This is a genomic window from Microcystis aeruginosa NIES-843 (assembly GCF_000010625.1).
GTDB classification, from domain to species: domain Bacteria; phylum Cyanobacteriota; class Cyanobacteriia; order Cyanobacteriales; family Microcystaceae; genus Microcystis; species Microcystis aeruginosa.
Genome location: NC_010296.1, coordinates 2,935,103 through 2,953,781 on the forward strand (window position 1 = coordinate 2,935,103; position 18,679 = coordinate 2,953,781).

An 18,679-nucleotide genomic window follows, 5' to 3' on the forward strand; every position below is an offset into this window, starting at 1 on the left:
TTTCTGTTTAGTATTGGTTCAGCTAGTTCCCGAAATCTTGGTTCTCTACAAATCTGTTGTTTTTATCTGTGCAAGGATAGGTTTTATGTCAATTTATGTTGGTAATCTCCCCTTCGAGGTTGACCAAGACGACGTAGTTGAGGTTTTTAAGGAATATGGTGAAATCAAGCGCGTTCACCTCCCCATGGATCGGGAAACGAAAAGAAAACGCGGGTTCGCTTTCGTGGAAATGGAAACCCCAGAGCAAGAAGCGAAGGCTATTGCCGCTCTTGACGGCGCTCAATGGATGGGACGAGAATTAAAAGTCAATCAAGCTCGTGAAAAAGAACCCAGATCTTCCTTCGGTGCTGGCGGCGATCGCAATCGGGAGCGTCGCTACTAATCCCCGACCGTAACCATTCTAGGTTATCGGAAATTTGGGTTGAAAACCCCGTCCTTTTAGGACGGCTTTGTGCGAGAATAGCTCCAGGTTGCCAACCGTGAGAACGTGAGGAAGCAGGTTAAACTTCCTACTCCGTCATCTCAAAATTTCTAACAGTCAATGGTGTTCAATTAAGTCCAAACTGTAAGAACGCAAAACAATTAAATACTGTGGGACACACAGAAATTTACGCTTGGGGAGTAGTCCATAAGAGTGCTTGCCTTATCGGTGTAGTCGGACTAGACATGAAACCGTAAGACCAAAATTAGCGTTGCTAGTGGAGGCAGGATTCAGCCCAAGAATCTCCGCACTTTTAGGGCGGAGAGTGTCAATGTCAATAGGGGGAGCGAGCGCTCGTTTCCCCGCTTGTCTATCTAATATCCCAAGGAGATTCTTGTGGCTAAACGTCGTAATTTGAAAAAAGAAAAAGCTGAACGCAACCGCGCCTACGCTCGTCAATTCCGGGCTGCCTCTAATCGTACCACCACCAGAGGAGGTAGAGGCGGTTATTCCAGCGATCAAAGACAATCTTCGGAAAATGAAGGGGCAGCCGATACCTAATCTGCTGACTTAGTTAGGGTCTGCGGCAAAAAGTTTTTCGTGGGGACAGGGTGTAGGGTGTGGGGTGTGGGGTGTGGGGTTTTACCGATTCTCATCTGGTCAATTACCTAATTTTCAGAGAAAAAGTCCCAGAATTTTCCCCCTATCTCTCCCACAACTGGTACTTTTTGATTGACAAAAAGTCTAAAAGTCTTACCCAATAAGGTTTTTAGATTTATTCAGCAAGCCCGAGTTAATCTAGCAATAAAAGCCATAGCTTCGCTTTTATTGCTGACCATTCCATCTAAAGTTGCCCCCAACACCGCCGCAAGTAACGATTTAAACTGGGGACCCGGTTGATAACCCAAAGCTTTTAGGTCATTGCCGTCGATAGGAGCCTCAATCTGCGACCATTTAGTTAAATATTGCCAGATTAAAGCCCGAATCCTAGTCTGACTCCTCACCGCCACCAGTAACAAACTAGGAACCCTATAACCATTGAAAAAGCTGACAATTTGACTAACGGGTTGATCATAAGCAAAATTATTGCTAATCTCCCTTTCCATAACTTCTAGTTTTTGTAAACGCTCCACAGTATCTTTGGGCAATTGTAAATTATTAGCGATCGCTATTCTTTCCCCCACAGCCAGAGAAGCGATTAATAATTCCAACCGCATTAACCAAGCATTCACCGGCAATTCCAGACTTAAACAATCTAACCAACGACTAAGACAGCGCAATTGTCGCCATAAAGCTTGATTTAAACTTAAATTCCCGTGTAAACAGTGCAAAGCCCCCAACTCAGCCAACTTTTCCAAGGCACTTTCCCAGTAATCCGCCTCTAAAATATAATTCAACTCCGCTTTTAAACGGGACTGTAAAGCGGGTGCATTCTGATTTTGTTGCCGTGAGCGCTCATAAACTCCACTTTCGATCGCATACCTAATATAGTTTTCTGTCAAGGGTTCAATAACAAATCCTAACCGAGTGGCAAAACGCACCGCTCGATAGATGCGCGTCGGATCCTCAATAAAACTATTAGCGTGGAGAACCCGGATTTCTTGAGCGCGTAAATCCAACATACCGCCAAAAAAGTCGAGTAATTCCCCCTCTTTCGGCGAAGTTAGGCGAATTGCCAGAGAATTAATTGTAAAATCCCTTCTATACAAATCCTGTCGAATCGAACTAGCCTCCACTTGGGGATTACTGGCGGGATAGGGATAGAATTCCGTGCGTGCCGTGGCGATATCCACCCATAACGAGCCAAAACGCTCATCTTTGTGCCATAACAAAGCCGCCGTCTGAAATTCCCCGTGAATCGATAACCGGGCCCCCGGATAAATTTCGCGTAAACAATTAGCCAATTCTACCCCCGCACCCACACCGGCGGCGCGATGGCAGCCATCCACCACTAAATCGATATCCTGTAACAATAAAGTATCCCTTTCTGCCGCTAACAATAAATCGCGCACCGCACCCCCAACCAGATAGAGATGCCAACCGCGTTTTTGAGCGGCAGCGGCGGCAGATTGCAGAAATGACCATAAAACCGGCTCTAAACGCTCTTTAATCGTCGGTAAAAGACAGGAAACCAAAGCAACCCCTTCAAAACGCACCCGCTCATTTTGATGAATCTGTCTTAATACATCTGTACGAGTGACGATACCGACTAACTGCCCATTTTCTAGTACAGGTAAACGCCCTAAATCATACGTTACCATCAGTGACTCGATTTCCTGAAGGGAAGTGTCGGGGGTAATAGTTTTCGGATTACAAGTCATGTATCCCTTCACGGGAGAGCGAGAAAAGCCGTGATGGAGAGCTAAATCGAGGTCACGACGAGAAATCACCCCAACTAAGCGATCCTGCTCATCTACCACCGATAAACCCGAATGGCCGTAACGGAAAAGGATGCGCTCGGCTTGAGATATAGAAGTATCGGGACGAATTGTTCGCACCGGGGAAGACATTAAATCCCTCGCGGTGGGAGAGGGAGGAATTTGGGCAATTAAGTCCCCCAGCAGTTGGTTTAACTGTTGAACTGGCTGAACATCGCGAAAACTCACCGAAGCGGCCTGAGCATGACCACCGCCGTTATAGGGGGAAAAAAGCTGATATAGATTCACTCCATCGATCCTAGAGCGACCAATCACAGTTAAACGCTGTCGGGACTTATCTTCCTCGTTTTTACTATAACTATGACCGAAAAGTAGTGCATCACTATCGGATAATTCCAGTAGGCGCTCGGCCAGACTAGACAAACCGGGGATAAAATCGGCAGTATGGAGGAGAACGTGGGCGATTTTACGGTCATGGATCGTTTTAATCTCTAGATTTTCCCAAGCAAGGCTAAATAACTCCTGTAAGCGCGGGGAAAAACTCGGTTGACAGTATTGGGCGATCGTTTTAATGTTAGCAGCACAGGTCATTAACCAAGCCAAAGCATAGGCATCCCTGGGGGTACTACCGGCAAAAGTCAGGGAACCCGTGTCAACGTGAATACCGAGTGCCATTACCGTCGCTGCCATCGAGTTTGGTTTAATCTGGGCTTTTTGTAAAGCTTCGACAATTAAAGTCGTGGTGGCTCCCACCGCTTCTAAATGGACGCTAGAGGCATGAATATCGCTTTCACTATCCAAATGATGATCATACAATTCGATCGCCTGTAAATGCCCTAAATCGAGCCACTGGGAGGCTTTTCCCAGACGCTCTCGCCACTGATTATCAACGATAATTAAAGAGCGAATACTGGCCGGATTGACACTACGCATTTCAATTAAAGCGAACTCATCCCGATGCAGGGCCAAAAATTCCCTTACTGTTGGGTGCGCTCCCCCCGTTAACACAATGCGACTACCCGCTTTCAGCAACGATAAACCCACCGCTGCCCCCAAAGCGTCAAAATCCGCCGTTTGATGACATAAAATTAAATCCATATTTTTTAGTAAGGAGAAGATATCAGGATTTTTTCTGTATCTATTGTTACTAAATGCTCGGCAATAACCGGGTCAAGAACTATAAGTTAGCAAATCATGACTGAGAGAAACCCATGTTATTCAAAATTCTAGTAATTCTCCACACCCTAGGGGCGACCGTCTGGGCCGGTGGTCATTTATTGTTGGCAGTCACCGTTCTACCCCAGGCCCTCAAAAACCGAGAACCAGACCGAATTCGTCAATTTGAGCAATATTTTGAAGGTTTTGGGTTATCTGCGCTATTGTTGCAGGTAATAACAGGCCTAGGACTGACTTGGATTTATTTGCCCGGTTTTCGTGATTTTTGGTCATTTGATAGTTTTTTATCGGTTTATATAGGAATTAAGTTAGCTTTACTGCTATTAACTCTCATCTTGGCCCTTCATTCCCGCTTTTTTCTCATTCCTAAACTGAGCAAGGAAAACTTAAATGTCCTCGCCCTGCACATAGTCGCCGTCACCACTCTAGCAGTATTGTTCGTCATTTTTGGCGCTGGCATCCGTTTGGGGGGCTTGACCATTAGCTTTTAGCAGTTCAGCAGTCTGGAGACCTTTCTAGGGCAGGTTTGGCGAAAACGCGAAAATACTGTAATCTGGGCAAGGGATTACAGGGAGTCACTTCCCCCACCTAACCCTTGCCATGCTGCTTTTGACAAGGATGGAGACATCAAAAAAATTTTAGAACCCGCTGCGGCTGGGTAGTCACTGGCAGTAAAATTAAAATGCTCGTGGATTCAGTCTGACAGGGATATCTCCTGGGAACCCCTGATTCAGAGAGGACTTAGAGGAAGGATCGTCCAGTTAAGTTGAGTGGAAGCGAGGCTCTTCCATACAAGTATCAAATCTGGGAGAATTATCTAAATAAACATCAACTGCTTTAGGAGAACCCAATCATGTCTATTGTTTTTCAATTTTTTCTCATTGCCTTAGTTTTATTTTCCTTGCTGATGGTGATTGGTGTCCCCGTTGCCTATGCTTCCCCCCAAAACTGGGATCAATCGAAACCCCTTCTCTATGTGGGTTCGGCAATTTGGGCGATTTTAGTCGTTGCCGTCGCTATTTTAAACTTTTTAGTGATTTAGCCTTGATCAGGAGACGGGAGACAGGAGGAGATAGGGTGATAGGGTTTTGGGGTGATAGGGTGATGAGACAGCTTCCCCACTACCCCACTACCCCACTACCCCACTACCCCACTACCCCACTACCCCACTACCCCACTACCCCACTACCCCACTACCCCACTACCCCACTTCCCACTCCTATCCCCTTCTACCTATGACTGTTTTTGAGGGAAATTTTACCGAGGACATATCCTCTTTGCGCTTTGCGATCGTGATTGGTCGTTTTAATGATCTCGTCACTGATAAACTGTTATCAGGCTGTCAAGACTGTCTCAAGCGTCACGGGGTTGATGTCAATCCCGATGGCACCCAAGTCGATTATATCTGGGTACCGGGTAGCTTTGAAGTGCCAATGGTAGCCCGTCAAGTCGCCCTTTCCCACCGTTACGATGCCGTTATTTGTCTAGGGGCAATTATTCGCGGACAAACGCCCCATTTTGACTACGTTGCTGCCGAGGCCGCTAAAGGTATCGCCGCAGCCGCTTTTCAGACCGGTGTTCCCGTTGTCTTCGGTATTCTCACCACTGATACTCTACAACAGGCCCTCGAACGGGCCGGTATTAAAAGTAATTTGGGCTGGAATTATGGCCTATCTGCCCTAGAAATGGCTAGTCTCATGCGTCAATTGCGCCCCCGGAATGAAGATAAACCCCTAGAATTATTGGAAAATAATCCCCAACAGGCACTGATGGAAGGCTAAGAAAATTCCCCCGGCATTTAGGATTTTAGTTGTCCCCACTCCCGGAGTTCCACTGTTGACATCCTCACCGCCGTAAACGGACGGTGATTCCCAAACCTCACGATTTAGGTTTCTGCTTCTTTCCCTTGCGGGGTTCCGCACCTGCCTTAACAGATTTACTCTGTTCTGGTCTTATGGTCGCTCTACAGACTGACACCGCAAGCCCTGCGGCCAAAATATTTTTACTGGCGTTAATATCTCGGTCATGGTGCGTCCCACAGTCTGGACAATCCCATTCTCGAACATTTAACGGCATTTTCAAGGGCAATATACCCGCAATTACTACACCTTTTAGAGCTAGGAAACCATCTATCTATTTCGATGTAGTTTCTCCCATACCAACGGCATTTATAGGCTAATTGTCGGGTAATTTCTCCCCAGCTTACATCAGATATTGCCTGAGATAATTTCGGGTTTTTGACCATATTCTTGACGGCTAAATTCTCAACCACAATCGTTTGGTTTTCCCGAACTAATTGAGTGGTTAGCTTGTGTAAATGGTCTTTCCTGCTATCGGTGATTTGAGCGTGAATTTTGGCTAATTTGATTCTTGCCTTTTCTCGATTCTTTGAGTCTTTCTGTTTTCTAGAAATATTTTTCGATGCTCTTCGCAACCTCTGATAATGCTTTTTAAAATGCTTGGGATTAGACACTTTATCGCCATCGCTGGTAATCACGAGGCTACTAATTCCTAAGTCAATTCCGATGGCTTTATCTGTTACTGGTAATGGCTTAATCGTTGGGTCATCAAATCTTATTGAAATATGCCAACGTCCAGAAGGATGTAATCTGACTGTTACTGTGCTTGGTTCACAGCTTTCTGGTATTTGTCTTGACCATCGAATAGGTAAGGGTTCTGTGCATTTGGCTAAATAGATTTGTTTGTCTTTAAATTTAAAAGCAGACTTGGTAAATTCGGCACTTCCTCCTTGATGTTTTTTCTTAAAGTTAGGATACTTAGTACGACCAGCAAAGAAGTTAGTGAAAGCTGTTTGTAGGTGTCTTAACCCTTGTTGTAAAGGTACACAGCTTACTTCGTTTAAAAAGTTTAATTCTTCTTGTTTTTTCCACTCGGTTAGCATTGAAGAAGTTTGAGCGTAGCCTACTCTTTCTTGTCTTTCGTACCATGCTTGTGTTCTGACATGGAGAGCTTTGTTGTAAACTAATCTTACACAGCCCAATGTGCGCCGCAATAGCGACTCTTGTGTTGGTGTGGGGTAAAATCGGTAAGAATAGGCTTTTTCCATGTCTCACATTTTAGCATATATCGTGTAAATGCGCTAATATTTAACGGTAAAGCCGTCGTAGAACGACGGGGTTTCAGACCCAAATTTTCGATGAGCGAAGCTGAACAGAACAAATATATTAACCAACTCAGACGGCAATTAGTCAACGCTGTCGAGAGAATCAAGACTCTGGAATTAGATTTAGAACCAGAGGGGCGGATTACGGCAGCTTTTGACGCTATGGAACGGCATATAGATGAAAAATTCGCCGCCATTGACAAGCGCTTTGATCGCTTGGCACATCAGTTCAACCGACTACAGGCTAAGATAGAAGTAGTTCTCGAAGCTATTACCGGTTTGGGGGACTTGCCGGAAGATGAATCATTGTCAAAAAATGCTCCAAACTACTTGACAAATGCTCTGAGATTTGGCATACTCAGGTAAGTGTGAAAAAAACGGCTTGCGGGCATAGCTCAGTGGTAGAGCGTCACCTTGCCAAGGTGAATGTCGCGCGTTCGAATCGCGTTGCCCGCTTGAAAAAATCTTGAAATATACCTTAAGGTCAGGATGAATAATTTAGGGATATCCCTTAAGATGGGAATTACCCGTGAGCAATAGGGTTGAGGATTTTGGGCAACCATTGAATACCTTAGCCATTGACCACGAGCGACTAAAAACAACCGTTTATAAACAAAAATTTAGCTTGTGCGACCGCATAAATATACCAAAATCGACCAACACCAAGACTATCCTTGTCCCTGTCGTCGGAAAGGGACATTATGCCCGATTTTATTGACCGATGCCTTTGGCTGCGATCGCTGTCAACAGATATTTGTGGTACAGGAAAACGGCCAAATTATCGAACAATTAGCCCCCCACTATCCCTATAAACGCACTTGGCGCTGGACGGGATTTCGTTGGGTGAGTACGAATCAGCGTCTTGGGGAAGGAGTCTTGCCCCTGATGATGGGGATAATTCTGTTATTATCGGTCGTCTGGCTACCGTTAATCTTGAAATCACCGCCGGGGGTAAGCGTGATTTTTGGGGCAATTCTAGTTATGCTATTAGTTATTTTGCCCGCATTCATCTTTTGGTTAGCCTATCGACGCTAGACAAGAATCTATGATCGAAAGTTCCCCCAAAACCCCCCCGACGATCTTTAAGCAAGCATACAATGCTTTTCTGGATCTGGGTCAATTCAATGGCAACGAAAGAAATCGCGGGGTAATCGCGATCGCTAATGGCATTAAAACTGGCTTTGATCGCATTTTAGAAGCCAATACCCTCGATTTAGAGGTCAGTCGAGAGATGGCCGTCTCAGAACAAATGATTCGCTGGTTACGGTTAACTCCCGAACGTTTAGAGACGACGGTGGAGGTATTGCAACAACTAGCGGAAGCATCGGATCCGCTGCAACAGGTAATTAACGCGGCCTATCAACTTAATCCGTCCCAAACCTATTGCCAAAGGATGCCTTTAGGAGTGATTGCCTTAGTCTATGAAGGTTTTCCCGAATTAGCGATGGTAGCGGCGGGATTTTCCCTAAAAAGTGGCAATAGTTTGATTATTCGCGGTTCCAATGCCTCTAGTCATTCCGATGGAGTGATTACGGAAATTATCCAAGAAGCATTGGAAGATGTGGGTTTACCGGTGGATTGTGTTAGTGGTTTACCCTGTGATTCTAGTCCCTCCCTAGAGGAGTTGGTGACGCAGGAAAATTATGTTAATTTGATTATTCCCTACGGTCGCCCTAGTTTAATCGGTCAGGTGAGTCAATTGGCCACGGTTCCCGTTTTGCGCGCGGCCATGGGAAACTGTTATTTGTATTGGTCTCCTAGTGGCGATTTGGAGTTAGCCCGTCAGGTAATTATCGATAGTCATGGCAGCATACCCGATCCGGTTAACGCGATCGAAAAAGTTTTAATTAGTCCCCATCAGAATTCTTCGACTTTAAGTCGTTTGTTTAAAAGTTTGCAGGAAAAAGGCTTTAAATTGCGGGGAGATACCCGATTAGCGGCGGATTTTCCGGAACATTTAACCATTGCTACCGATAATGATTGGCAAAGACCCTATTTAGAAAAAAAGCTGGCCTTTAGGTTAGTGGATACCCTAACTGATGCGATCGCTTGGATTAATAAGTATAGTAGCGGTCATGCCGATTGTATTGTCACCGAATCCTATCGAGAAAGTCGTCAATTCGCCATGGAGTCCGATAGTGCTTTAGTTTATATCAATTCTTCACCCCGATTCGATCGCAATCCCAAACAGGGAGAATCGGTATTTTTGGGCATTTCCAACCAAAAAGGCCAGCGCCGGGGGTTAATCAACCTAGAAACCTTTACCACCCTTAAACAGGTGGTGCAGGGGTAGTTTTGGTGAACTGGGTATTGTTAAGTTAGCTAGGGTTTGCGGCAAAAAGTTTTTCGTGGGGACAGGGTGTGGGGTGTGGGGTGTGGGGTGTGGGGTTTTAGGGATTTTGAGGGGGTCAGTTACCTAATTTTCAGGGAAAAAGTCCCGGAATTTTACCCCCGATCACTCCAATGGTTGGCACTTTTTGAGGGAAAAAAAGTCTAAAAGTCTTACCCAACAAGGTTTTTAGATTTATTCAGCCAACCCTACCTAGTGGTCTGCGGCAAAAAGTTTTTCGTGGGGGTAGGGGTAGGGTTGATTCATGAATCAACCCTACGACATCGGGGGGGTCGGGGGGGCGGGGGCAAGAGGCAAAAGGAGGAATAAATAATCAGTCTTTAATAACTGGATTTAGTATTAGAACAATGGCGAGAAAATGAGCGTTTGGAACTGAAATTACTGTCCAAATAAAACCGAACTATTGCCAGATCCTTGGAACAAGATCCAGGTCATCAGCAGATTAGATACAAAAATCGCTAAGAGCATAGTGACTACGGCCGCGGTAGTAGCTTGGCCGACTCCTTTAGCACCGCCATCGGTCGTTAAACCCCAATTACAGCCGATAATCGCGATTAAAGCCCCAAAAACCACCCCTTTAACCGGTCCACTCAGCACATCTCCCACACCCAGAAAACCGCGAACCGAGTCGAGAAAAACTGAATTGGCAATCCCGTATAAACTTTGGCCGACCAGCAAACCGCTACCTAAACCGATCAGCAACGCCATAACACTCAAAGCGGGAACCATCAGACAACAGGCAATTAAACGGGGCAGCACCAGATATTCCACGGGATCGGTTTTGAGCATATAGAGTGCGTCGATCTGCTCTGTCACCTTCATGGTACCGATTTCCGCCGCAAAAGCCGATCCTACCCGACCGGCTACCACGATCGCCATCATAATCGGACAGAGTTCCCGACCGAGAGCAAGGGCCAAAATTCCCCCCACCATACTGCCAGCGCCCAAAGCTTGGAACTCCCGGGCCACTTGGATCGTAAAGATCATCCCGATCACCGCGGCCGTGATCATGGCGATAATCAGCGAGGCAGGCCCAGCTGCTACCATTTGTTCTTGGGTGACGCGCCAATCGGGTTGGCGCGTGAATAGGAAGTAAAAAACCCTGCCGGTCAATAGTACCGCTAACCAACAGCGCCGAAACCAAGAGCTTAATTCCTTGCTAAAAATCGCCAATAAATCCTTCATGGTCCCCAAAATCGATCGGACTAGAGAAAAGTCTATCCTGTTTTGTCTTCTAATACCAAATCCTGTTATAATAAAACGAGTAAAAACAAGGAGATAAAATGCCCAAGAAAGCTTACTTAGCCGAACATCTAAGTTCAGAGGAACTGATACTAAATCTGGTTATTAAAAACTGATTATTTATTCCCCCTTTTGCCTCTTGCCTGTTGCATGAGTGCCTCTCCTCTATAAGTAGCCTATACTCAACGGATTTAGTATAAGCGGTTTAAATAGGGTTGGCTGAATAAATCTAAAAACCTTGTTGGATAAGACTTTTGGACTTTTTTCCCCTCAAAAAGTGCCAGCCATTGCGGGGATAGGGGGGAAAATTCCGGGACTTTTTCCCTGAAAATTAGGTAGTTGACCACCTGAAAATCGATCAAACCCCACACCCCACACCCCACACCCCACACCCTGCCCCCAGAAAAGCTTTTTCAGCAGCCCCTAAATAGGGTTGGCTGAAAAAGTTTGCTCCCCCTAAATTATAGTCATTTCAAATAAGTGTGAGACGAGGGAAAAATAAGGTAAAATCAAGAGAAACGAGCAACCCATACAGAAAAATGTCTTATAGCCTAGACTTGAGAAAAAAAGTAATCGATTATGTAGAGAATGGGGGAAGCATAACCAAAGCCGCCGCTCTATTTAATATAGGAAGAGCGACGATATATAGATGGCTAGGTAGGGAAAAACTGGAAGCAACAAAGGTAAAACACCGTCAGAGAAAGCTGGACTGGAAAGCACTGTCAAAAGATGTCCAAGAAAATCCCGAGGCAAGATTAAGAGACAGAGCCGAGAAATTTGGAGTGAGACCAAGTGCCATTTGCTATGCCTTAAAAAACATGAAAGTTACCAGAAAAAAGAAGGAACTTCGTTATAGAGAAAGAAACCGAGAAGAAAGAATGAAATACTACAGAGTGCTGAGAGAATTGATTAAAATATATGGAAGTGAAAGCCTTGTATTTATTGATGAGTCAGGGTTTGAAGAATTTCAAGCCTGTTTTTATGCTTGGTCAAAAAAAGGGAAGAAAGTCTTTGGAGATAGACAAGGAAAACGAGGAAAAAGAGAGAACCTTGTCGCTGGTAGAAGAAAGGGAAAAAAAGACTTTATTGCACCGATGGTATTTACGAGAAGCCTGAATGCCGAAGGTTTTGAAGGGTGGTTATCTTTATATTTGTTGCCCTCTCTAACCATAACATCAGTATTAATTATGGATAATGCACCAATTCATCGGAAGACAGTCATTAAACAACTGGTAGAGGAAGCAGGTCATCAGGTCGTGTTTTTGCCAAAATACTCTCCTGATTTAAATGATATCGAACATGATTTTAGTGCATTAAAGAGGGCAAGAATGTATGCTCCTGTGGGGACACCCCTTGATGAAATTATTCGTACTTATTGTGTCGCCTAGTGTCTCGTTCTTATTTGAAATAACTATATCCTTAAAAAGAGTGACTTAAAGCTGAAAAAAGGGGCTTTGCGCCCCCAAAAGTCTTTAGTTAACGGATTAAAAATCTACACCAGACTATAGACAATTACTAAACCCAAAACTGCGGCAAAGACAATTAAAGCGTAGAATTGGGCGCGACCATTTTCGAGGTATTTGAGACCTTCACCACTGACAAGAGTAGCTAAACCAGTTAAATTCACTGCCCCATCGATAACGCGATAATCCACTTCCATAATTTGCCGTGCGAGACGACGACAACCCTGGACGAAAACTCGATCATAGAGATTATCAATGTACCACTTGTTCAGGGAAAAACGATACAAAGCGGGGAATTTTTCGGCAATAGTTGCGGGGTCAATTTTCTTCTGGAGATACATCAAAGAAGCGACAGTAATCCCGATTAAAGCAATCCCCACCGAATTACCCGCCATAATCAGAAACTCTGTCCAATCAAAAGCATGAACTTCTTCCACCACTTCGTTAGGAACATGAATAAAACCCTCGAAGAAATTCTGCCAAGGTTTACCCACCAAACCGATTAACAAAGAGGGAACCGCCAAAATCATGAGAGGTAAAGTCATAGTAATTGGCGATTCGTGGGGTTCATGGGCATGATGGCCGTGGTTGTCTTCTTCCTGCGCTTCCGAGTCTAATTGCTTAACATTCATTGCCCCCGGTCCAAAAGCTGGAATCGCACCCGCATTGGCTAACAGTCGGCGTTTAATCTCCTTATTAGTGCCTCTAAACTCCCCTTCAAAGGTGTTAAAGTACATCCGGAACATATAAAAAGCCGTTAAACCCGCAGTCCCCCAACCGATTAACCATAAAGCTGGGTTCGCCTCAAAAGCTAAACCGAGAATTTCATCCTTCGACCAGAAACCAGCGAAAGGAGGAATCCCACAGATGGCCAGAGTTCCCACCAGGAAAGTTAGGGCGGTAATCGGCATATACTTGCGTAAACCGCCCATCATCCGCATATCTTGCGCTAAAACTGGCTCATGACCGACCACATCCTCCATACCGTGGATGACGGAACCAGAACCGAGGAACAACATCGCCTTAAAATAAGCGTGGGTCATCAGGTGGAATAACCCCGCACTATAAGCGCCGATACCCATAGCCATAACCATATAACCCAATTGGGAGATGGTGGAATAGGCTAAACCCTTTTTGATATCATTCTGGGTAAGGGCGATACTTGCCCCTAGAAAGGCAGTAAAAGCCCCCGTCCAAGCAATTACCGTCATCGCCGTGGGAATTGGCTCAAAAACGGGATACATTCGGGCAATCAGGAAAACTCCGGCGGCCACCATGGTGGCGGCGTGAATCAGGGCCGAAATCGGGGTCGGACCTTCCATGGCATCCGGTAGCCAGACATGAAGGGGAAATTGGGCTGATTTGGCCACGGGTCCCAGGAAGACTAAAACGGCGAATAATGCCGCTAAACTGCCGGCAATGGCTCCAGAAGAGACTAATTCCTCTAGACGTTCACCCATGATATCAAACTCGAAGCTACCAGTGGCCCAGAAAAGCCCCAGCATTCCCAGTAATAAGCCAAAATCGCCGACGCGGTTGGTAACGAAGGCTTTTTGACAGGCCTCGGCAGCCGCCGGACGAGTGAACCAGAAACCTACTAGCAGATAGGAACACATCCCCACCAATTCCCAGAAAACGTAGATCTGGACGAGGTTGGGACTAATGACCAAACCGAGCATAGAACTGCTAAAAATGCTCAGATAGGCGTAAAAACGCACATAACCGGGGTCGTGGGCCATGTAACCATCGGTATAAATCATCACCAAAAAGGCTACGGTGGTGACGATAACCGACATTAAAGCGCTGAGGTGATCGATCGTATAACCCATTTTCAGGTGAAAGTTACCCGCCGATGCCCAATCGATCATTTGGTTGTAGGGAGCGTGTCCATTGATTTGACTCCACAACAGCGCAAAAGAAAGCACCATCGACGCGCCGAGGGTAGAAATGATCAATACAGCATTTGCCTGTCGCAGACGATTGGTGACTTCATTAAAGGAAATTAAGCCCGCGCCGACTAGGGTAGCGCCTACCAAAGGCAGGACGGGAACTAGCCACGCGTACTGATAAAGCGGTTCCATTCAGTAATACCTAGTTTACAACTTCACACTATTTGGTTTATCTTCATCTATTGTGACATAGGTTAATTCTTAAGAAAGTGTTTATACCTAGTTTTGCTTAATAGGGCGGCGAAAGGTCAAAGGATCTTATCAATTTGGCAGTTTAGCGAGCGGGACGGTAATTTTTAGGGAGAAGCGGGAAAATTATCGAATAACCACGAAAGCAAGGAAACAATCAAACCAGCAGAAAAGGAAATTATCGCCACGATCGCCTCGCTGCCAAGATAACGCGATAAAAAACTGCCTTGAATTTGGGCGATCGGTAGTCGCGGATTTAACCCCACTTGGATGCTGTTGGTATTGCCGGAAACGCTCACTTCTAAACCTTGTGATGCTTCGGTAAATTGAATTTTTGGGGAAAGAAAAAGAAAATAGATAAGCCTATTGCGATGACACCCATCAGATTATCAGATTCCGGAATGGTTGCTGCTGTAGTAACAGAAACCGGAGCCTGATTAGGAGAAAAAAGCGCAAAGGTACGGGTTGCATCAATAGCGATTCCATATATATCGGGATCAATATTGTAACTTATCGTGCAAGCGCACATTCCTCCGTATTGATACATCTGCGCCAAGTGTTCCTGCCATTTACGACCTGCATAATACGATCCATAATTTCCCAGGACAGCACCAAACAAATCAGAAGGATAAGTAAAATTGCCTTGGCTATCAATGACACTCAAACCCAAGAAGGCAGATTGTTGCGGAATAACATAATTCCCTGTGTTTTGCGTCTCACCTAAAGCAATTAAAGCGGGATAAGTCGTTGTTAGGACATTATCAATGGCATTCCGTGCCGCTTCTGCACCCTGAGCATTTAGCCAAAAGGTGGGTTGCAGATTTAAATTAGAGGGATTGCCGAATAAATTGCTAAAAGTATCCTGAACAAAATTAACATTGTAGGAATAATTATTGACGACTAGATCTTTAATGCCGGTGATATTTCCCTGGGTGTTAAACTGAACAGTAGCCGCTTTAGCTGAGGAGAGCGTAAAGCTGAAAACTGAAGCTAAAATCGTTAAACCGAGGATTTTAGTCTGTTTAAACATGATTCTTTCTGTACTCAGGATAGTTAAAGTAACCCATCTGTTATAGCACAAAATATTCCCAGAACATTTGGCTATTAGACTTCTGGCAAAAGTAAGCTCTTGAGCTGCTATCAGATCAGAATATCTAAAATACTAGATAAATTTGACATAATCAGAGGTTATACAGATATTTTAGTCGTCTGTTGTCTTTTTTCTCCTCTTAGTCTCCTGTCTCCCGAAAACGAAAACTTTGTACCTCACTATTGAGCAGCTTATCCATCTGCCAACCTAACTGAGTTGGCTGCTGATAAACCTTTTTTAAAGTGTTAATATCCCGGCTAGAAATCGGTGGAATATCTCTAGTTTGAGCGAAATACATCACATCCGTCTCCAGGGGACTATGACCCCAAATTCCCAAAGCGTGACCTAATTCGTGCCGCGCTGCCGCTAAGGCCGACCGATCGGCTAAATTAGGACTAATCTGGATACTCATCCGATGAGTTAGGCGATTTTCCTTGACAAAAATCTCGTATTGTGTTATGGCAGAACGCACCCGGGGCAGTTCTAACTTACCCGTTTCGGGATTAAAACGGACTCCCGACGGCGGTAACTCTCGTTTAATGAGGATATCGGCCAATTCTGCCCGATTTACCAACTCCATCGGCAAATACTGCCCCCATTCAGCGATCGCCTGTTGTACCAAACTCAGCCAAGAACTGCGATCGCTCTGAAGATAAATCTTCACGGGAAATTGCGACCAAATCAACGCTCCCACGGGACTGATTTCCACAGCATCAAAATAATCCCCGGACTGGTTTTGCTCTTGCCATTGGGCTAAATTAGCGGGTAAAGGATGGGTTTTTAACTCTGGTAGCGATCGACTGTCGGCAATCAAAGAATAGGAAAACAGCAAAAGACTCGCCAAGGCTGCGAGTCCTAGAAAAGAGAACCGACCTCTTAGCATTTAGCGATTTAACCAGCCGGCGCTCAGTACAATAGTTAGGGTGATAAATACCGTCCCCAACGCCCAAGTCACCTGATTTAAGGTTTTTTCCGCCGTTTTTGCGCTGGTAAAAATCTGTGATTGGCCGCCAATACCGCCAATACCATCCCCTTTGGGACTGTGTAATAACACCAAAATCGCCAGAAAGGCCGCCGCCAGCGCCCAAATAATCTGTACTACCAGCACCACTGTCATGATCATTACTCTCTATTTTCCATTACAAAGTATAGCAGTTATCATCAGTTATCAGTTATCAGTTATCAGTTATCAGATGTAAGTTTTAAATTTTTATGGCTCTCTCGGAAATTGGCTGAAAAATGTTCATTATCTTACATTCAAAGATGCCCTACGCCCTTTCTTCGATAAGATTTGCTGATCAGCATAACTACAAGAGAGCGGTTTTTATTGGTCATTTTTCTGCTAATTAGGGCTTGCTGAATAATGGTGAAATATAGACGAGGTAAGGGTTGTAGGGTCTTGTTTCGCGAAACAGGTGCAAGATTTTGAGAGAATCGTGCTTCCAAACCTTGCGTCTTCATCGGCCCGCGTCCTGTAGGGGCGAAGCATTCGGGCAATAACCTATCGGTGAAACCGGAGATTTTCTATCCGAATGCTTCGCCCGTACTTTTTGCCGCAAACCCTAATTAGCCAATTTTTTAATTATTTCCACTGATTACCGATTACTGATTACTGATCACTGTTAAAGCGAGATGCGGACGGGAGTGCGACTGGCTTTAATTTCCACTTCGGCCGGTTTAATCAGCGATCGCCCGGTCATTTCTACTGGGACGGGAATAGAGAGAATTTCCAGGATAGTGGGGGCAATATCGGCTAAACGACCATCATCCCGCAGCTGCACATCGCCACCGTGGCCGGGTATTTTTCTCCCTTCCCCTTCAATTAAAATTAAAGGAACGGGATTAGTCGTGTGGGCGGTCCAAGGATTACCCGACTCATCCACCATCGTTTCCGCGTTACCGTGGTCTGCGGTGATTAACACTGTTCCCCCCAATTTATTGACGCTACTTAACAACTTAGCCAAGCATAGATCCACCGTTTCCACTGCTTTCATGGCCGCGTCTAAAATGCCCGTATGACCCACCATATCGGGGTTAGCGTAATTGACTACCACGAGACTATAGATCCCCTGTTCGATCGCCCCACAGACCGATGTTGTCACCGCGGCTGCCGACATGGCCGGAGCTTGGTCATAGGTGGCGACTTTCGGACTAGGAATTAATTCGCGCACTTCTCCCTCAAAGGGTTTTTCTAATCCCCCATTAAAAAAGTAGGTGACGTGGGGATATTTTTCGGTTTCCGCACAACGAAACTGTTTTAATCCCTGTTGAGCGATCACCTGTCCTAAAATATTATTTAAATTCTGGGGAGCAAAGGCCACATCTACCGGTAATTTCGGATCGTATTGGGTGAAAGTAACAAAACTAAGCGGAGAAATTAAATCTCGATCGAAATCTTCAAAATCGGGCATAGTCAGGGCATAACATAACTGTCTAGCTCGATCGGGACGGAAATTATAGAATATCACCCCATCGCCCGCTTCGATCGCCCCCGGTGCAATTCTGGTGGGGGGAATAAATTCATCGGTAATATTTTGATCATAAAATGCCTGTAATACTTCAGTAATCGATCGCCCGTCAATACCTTGATCACTGGTCATCACGTTATAGGCTTTTTCCACCCGATCCCAACGGCGATCCCGATCCATGGCATAATAACGGCCACTGAGAGTCACCATGCGACCGAGTTTGATTTTATTAATATGTTCTTGAATCCGTTTAATCGCCGGCATTCCGTCGGTGACATTAGTATCGCGACCATCGGTGATGACATGAATGCAGACATCGCTAATCCCTTGCACTTTCGCTAAGTCTAATAATCCCAGTAAGTGATCGAGATGGGAATGGACTCCCCCCTCGGAACATAAACCAATCAGGTGTAATTTGCTTTTTTTGGGGCGAATCTCGGCGCAGAGTTTTAATAAAGCCTGATTTTGTTGAATCGAACCATCTTCGATCGCATCGGAAATCCGTACTAATTCTTGTGGTACAACCCGCCCCGCTCCGATATTCAGGTGGCCAACTTCCGAGTTGCCCATCTGTCCTTCTGGTAGTCCCACATCCTTAGCGGAGGTGCGGATTAAGGTGTGGGGATAAACTTCCCAGAGACTATCCATAATCGGGGTTTTCGCCATTGCAATCGCATTATCCGACCTTTGCGGGCGATAACCCCAACCATCAAGGATAACCAGTACGACTGGGGATATAGGTGCGTGGGTCATGATATACAGTCCTAAATTAAGAGTGGATTTCCATGCACTAAGATAATATCATCGAAACTTCCATTGATCACCGGTG

Annotated in this window: 18 protein-coding genes, 1 tRNA gene and 2 pseudogenes; 11 read left to right on the top strand and 10 right to left on the bottom strand. The window is 45.3% G+C overall.

The genetic code is table 11. From position 1 onward, the window contains the following. Positions 1-85 precede the first annotated feature (85 nt). Positions 86-382, top strand: coding sequence for an RNA recognition motif domain-containing protein (locus MAE_RS13925; RefSeq protein WP_002798026.1), 297 nt, complete (start codon positions 86-88; stop codon positions 380-382). 435 nt (positions 383-817) lie between these two features. Further along, positions 818-982, top strand: a complete 165-nt coding sequence (locus tag MAE_RS34115; protein WP_002733784.1) for a hypothetical protein — start codon at positions 818-820, stop codon at positions 980-982. Between the two features lie 218 nt (positions 983-1,200). Here MAE_RS34115 and MAE_RS13930 read toward each other — a convergent pair whose 3' ends face one another. Beyond that, the gene (locus tag MAE_RS13930; protein WP_012266161.1) at positions 1,201-3,897 is read right to left on the bottom strand and encodes a CBS domain-containing protein; all 2,697 of its coding nucleotides are present in this window, start codon (positions 3,895-3,897) and stop codon (positions 1,201-1,203) included. A 113-nt stretch (positions 3,898-4,010) separates the two neighbouring features. Between MAE_RS13930 and MAE_RS13935 the strand changes: the two genes are divergently transcribed. From MAE_RS13935 to ribH, 3 genes are all read left to right on the top strand, one after another. Beyond that, positions 4,011-4,466: a CopD family protein gene (locus MAE_RS13935; protein WP_012266162.1), complete on the top strand. Its 456-nt coding sequence runs from the start codon at positions 4,011-4,013 to the stop codon at positions 4,464-4,466. A gap of 362 nt (positions 4,467-4,828) precedes the next feature. Beyond that, complete coding sequence (gene psbZ, locus MAE_RS13940; protein ID WP_002732865.1) at positions 4,829-5,017, top strand: photosystem II reaction center protein PsbZ; 189 nt, start codon at positions 4,829-4,831, stop codon at positions 5,015-5,017. A 193-nt stretch (positions 5,018-5,210) separates the two neighbouring features. Then, on the top strand, positions 5,211-5,756 hold the full coding sequence (ribH, locus tag MAE_RS13945; protein ID WP_002799220.1) for a 6,7-dimethyl-8-ribityllumazine synthase: 546 nt from the start codon (positions 5,211-5,213) through the stop codon (positions 5,754-5,756). 97 nt (positions 5,757-5,853) lie between these two features. Here the strand turns inward: ribH and MAE_RS13950 are convergent. Further along, positions 5,854-7,042: pseudogene (locus MAE_RS13950) on the bottom strand (RNA-guided endonuclease InsQ/TnpB family protein). Positions 7,043-7,132: 90 nt separating this feature from the next. Here MAE_RS13950 and MAE_RS13955 point away from each other — a divergent pair. From MAE_RS13955 to MAE_RS33820, 5 genes are all read left to right on the top strand, one after another. After that, positions 7,133-7,465 carry a hypothetical protein gene (locus MAE_RS13955; RefSeq protein ID WP_012266164.1) on the top strand — a complete coding sequence of 111 codons (333 nt, stop codon included), beginning with the start codon at positions 7,133-7,135 and terminating at the stop codon, positions 7,463-7,465. 18 nt (positions 7,466-7,483) lie between these two features. Further along, positions 7,484-7,555, top strand: a tRNA-Gly gene (locus tag MAE_RS13960). 171 nt (positions 7,556-7,726) lie between these two features. Beyond that, positions 7,727-8,134, top strand: coding sequence for a hypothetical protein (locus tag MAE_RS13965; RefSeq protein WP_012266165.1), 408 nt, complete (start codon positions 7,727-7,729; stop codon positions 8,132-8,134). 10 nt (positions 8,135-8,144) lie between these two features. Beyond that, positions 8,145-9,392 carry a glutamate-5-semialdehyde dehydrogenase gene (locus MAE_RS13970; RefSeq protein WP_002798032.1) on the top strand — a complete coding sequence of 416 codons (1,248 nt, stop codon included), beginning with the start codon at positions 8,145-8,147 and terminating at the stop codon, positions 9,390-9,392. A 36-nt stretch (positions 9,393-9,428) separates the two neighbouring features. Beyond that, on the top strand, positions 9,429-9,596 hold the full coding sequence (locus tag MAE_RS33820; protein WP_012266166.1) for a hypothetical protein: 168 nt from the start codon (positions 9,429-9,431) through the stop codon (positions 9,594-9,596). 231 nt (positions 9,597-9,827) lie between these two features. Here the strand turns inward: MAE_RS33820 and MAE_RS13975 are convergent, their stop codons facing one another. Then, complete coding sequence (locus MAE_RS13975; protein ID WP_002798033.1) at positions 9,828-10,634, bottom strand: MlaE family lipid ABC transporter permease subunit; 807 nt, start codon at positions 10,632-10,634, stop codon at positions 9,828-9,830. Positions 10,635-10,882: 248 nt separating this feature from the next. Next, positions 10,883-11,083 carry a hypothetical protein gene (locus MAE_RS33825; protein ID WP_012266167.1) on the bottom strand — a complete coding sequence of 67 codons (201 nt, stop codon included), beginning with the start codon at positions 11,081-11,083 and terminating at the stop codon, positions 10,883-10,885. A gap of 147 nt (positions 11,084-11,230) precedes the next feature. On the opposite strand from MAE_RS33825, the gene MAE_RS29690 reads away from it, so the two are divergent. Beyond that, positions 11,231-12,079, top strand: a complete 849-nt coding sequence (locus tag MAE_RS29690; RefSeq protein ID WP_012264307.1) for an IS630-like element ISMae21 family transposase — start codon at positions 11,231-11,233, stop codon at positions 12,077-12,079. A gap of 104 nt (positions 12,080-12,183) precedes the next feature. Here MAE_RS29690 and MAE_RS13990 read toward each other — a convergent pair whose 3' ends face one another. The 6 genes and pseudogenes from MAE_RS13990 to gpmI form a co-directional block, all read right to left on the bottom strand. Then, positions 12,184-14,235, bottom strand: coding sequence for an NAD(P)H-quinone oxidoreductase subunit 5 (locus MAE_RS13990; protein WP_012266168.1), 2,052 nt, complete (start codon positions 14,233-14,235; stop codon positions 12,184-12,186). A 164-nt stretch (positions 14,236-14,399) separates the two neighbouring features. Next, positions 14,400-14,624, bottom strand: a pseudogene (locus MAE_RS13995) (hypothetical protein); the annotation flags it as partial. Then, the gene (locus MAE_RS14000; protein ID WP_012266170.1) at positions 14,594-15,322 is read right to left on the bottom strand and encodes a hypothetical protein; all 729 of its coding nucleotides are present in this window, start codon (positions 15,320-15,322) and stop codon (positions 14,594-14,596) included. The pseudogene MAE_RS13995 and the gene MAE_RS14000, both read right to left, overlap by 31 nt. A gap of 199 nt (positions 15,323-15,521) precedes the next feature. Continuing rightward, a complete protein-coding gene (locus tag MAE_RS14005; RefSeq protein ID WP_012266171.1) occupies positions 15,522-16,265 on the bottom strand; it encodes a peptidase in 744 nt (247 codons plus the stop codon). Continuing rightward, complete coding sequence (secG, locus tag MAE_RS14010; RefSeq protein ID WP_002736485.1) at positions 16,266-16,499, bottom strand: preprotein translocase subunit SecG; 234 nt, start codon at positions 16,497-16,499, stop codon at positions 16,266-16,268. 505 nt (positions 16,500-17,004) lie between these two features. Continuing rightward, the gene (gene gpmI, locus MAE_RS14015) at positions 17,005-18,603 is read right to left on the bottom strand and encodes a 2,3-bisphosphoglycerate-independent phosphoglycerate mutase (RefSeq protein ID WP_012266173.1); all 1,599 of its coding nucleotides are present in this window, start codon (positions 18,601-18,603) and stop codon (positions 17,005-17,007) included. Between the last annotated feature and the right edge of the window lie 76 nt (positions 18,604-18,679).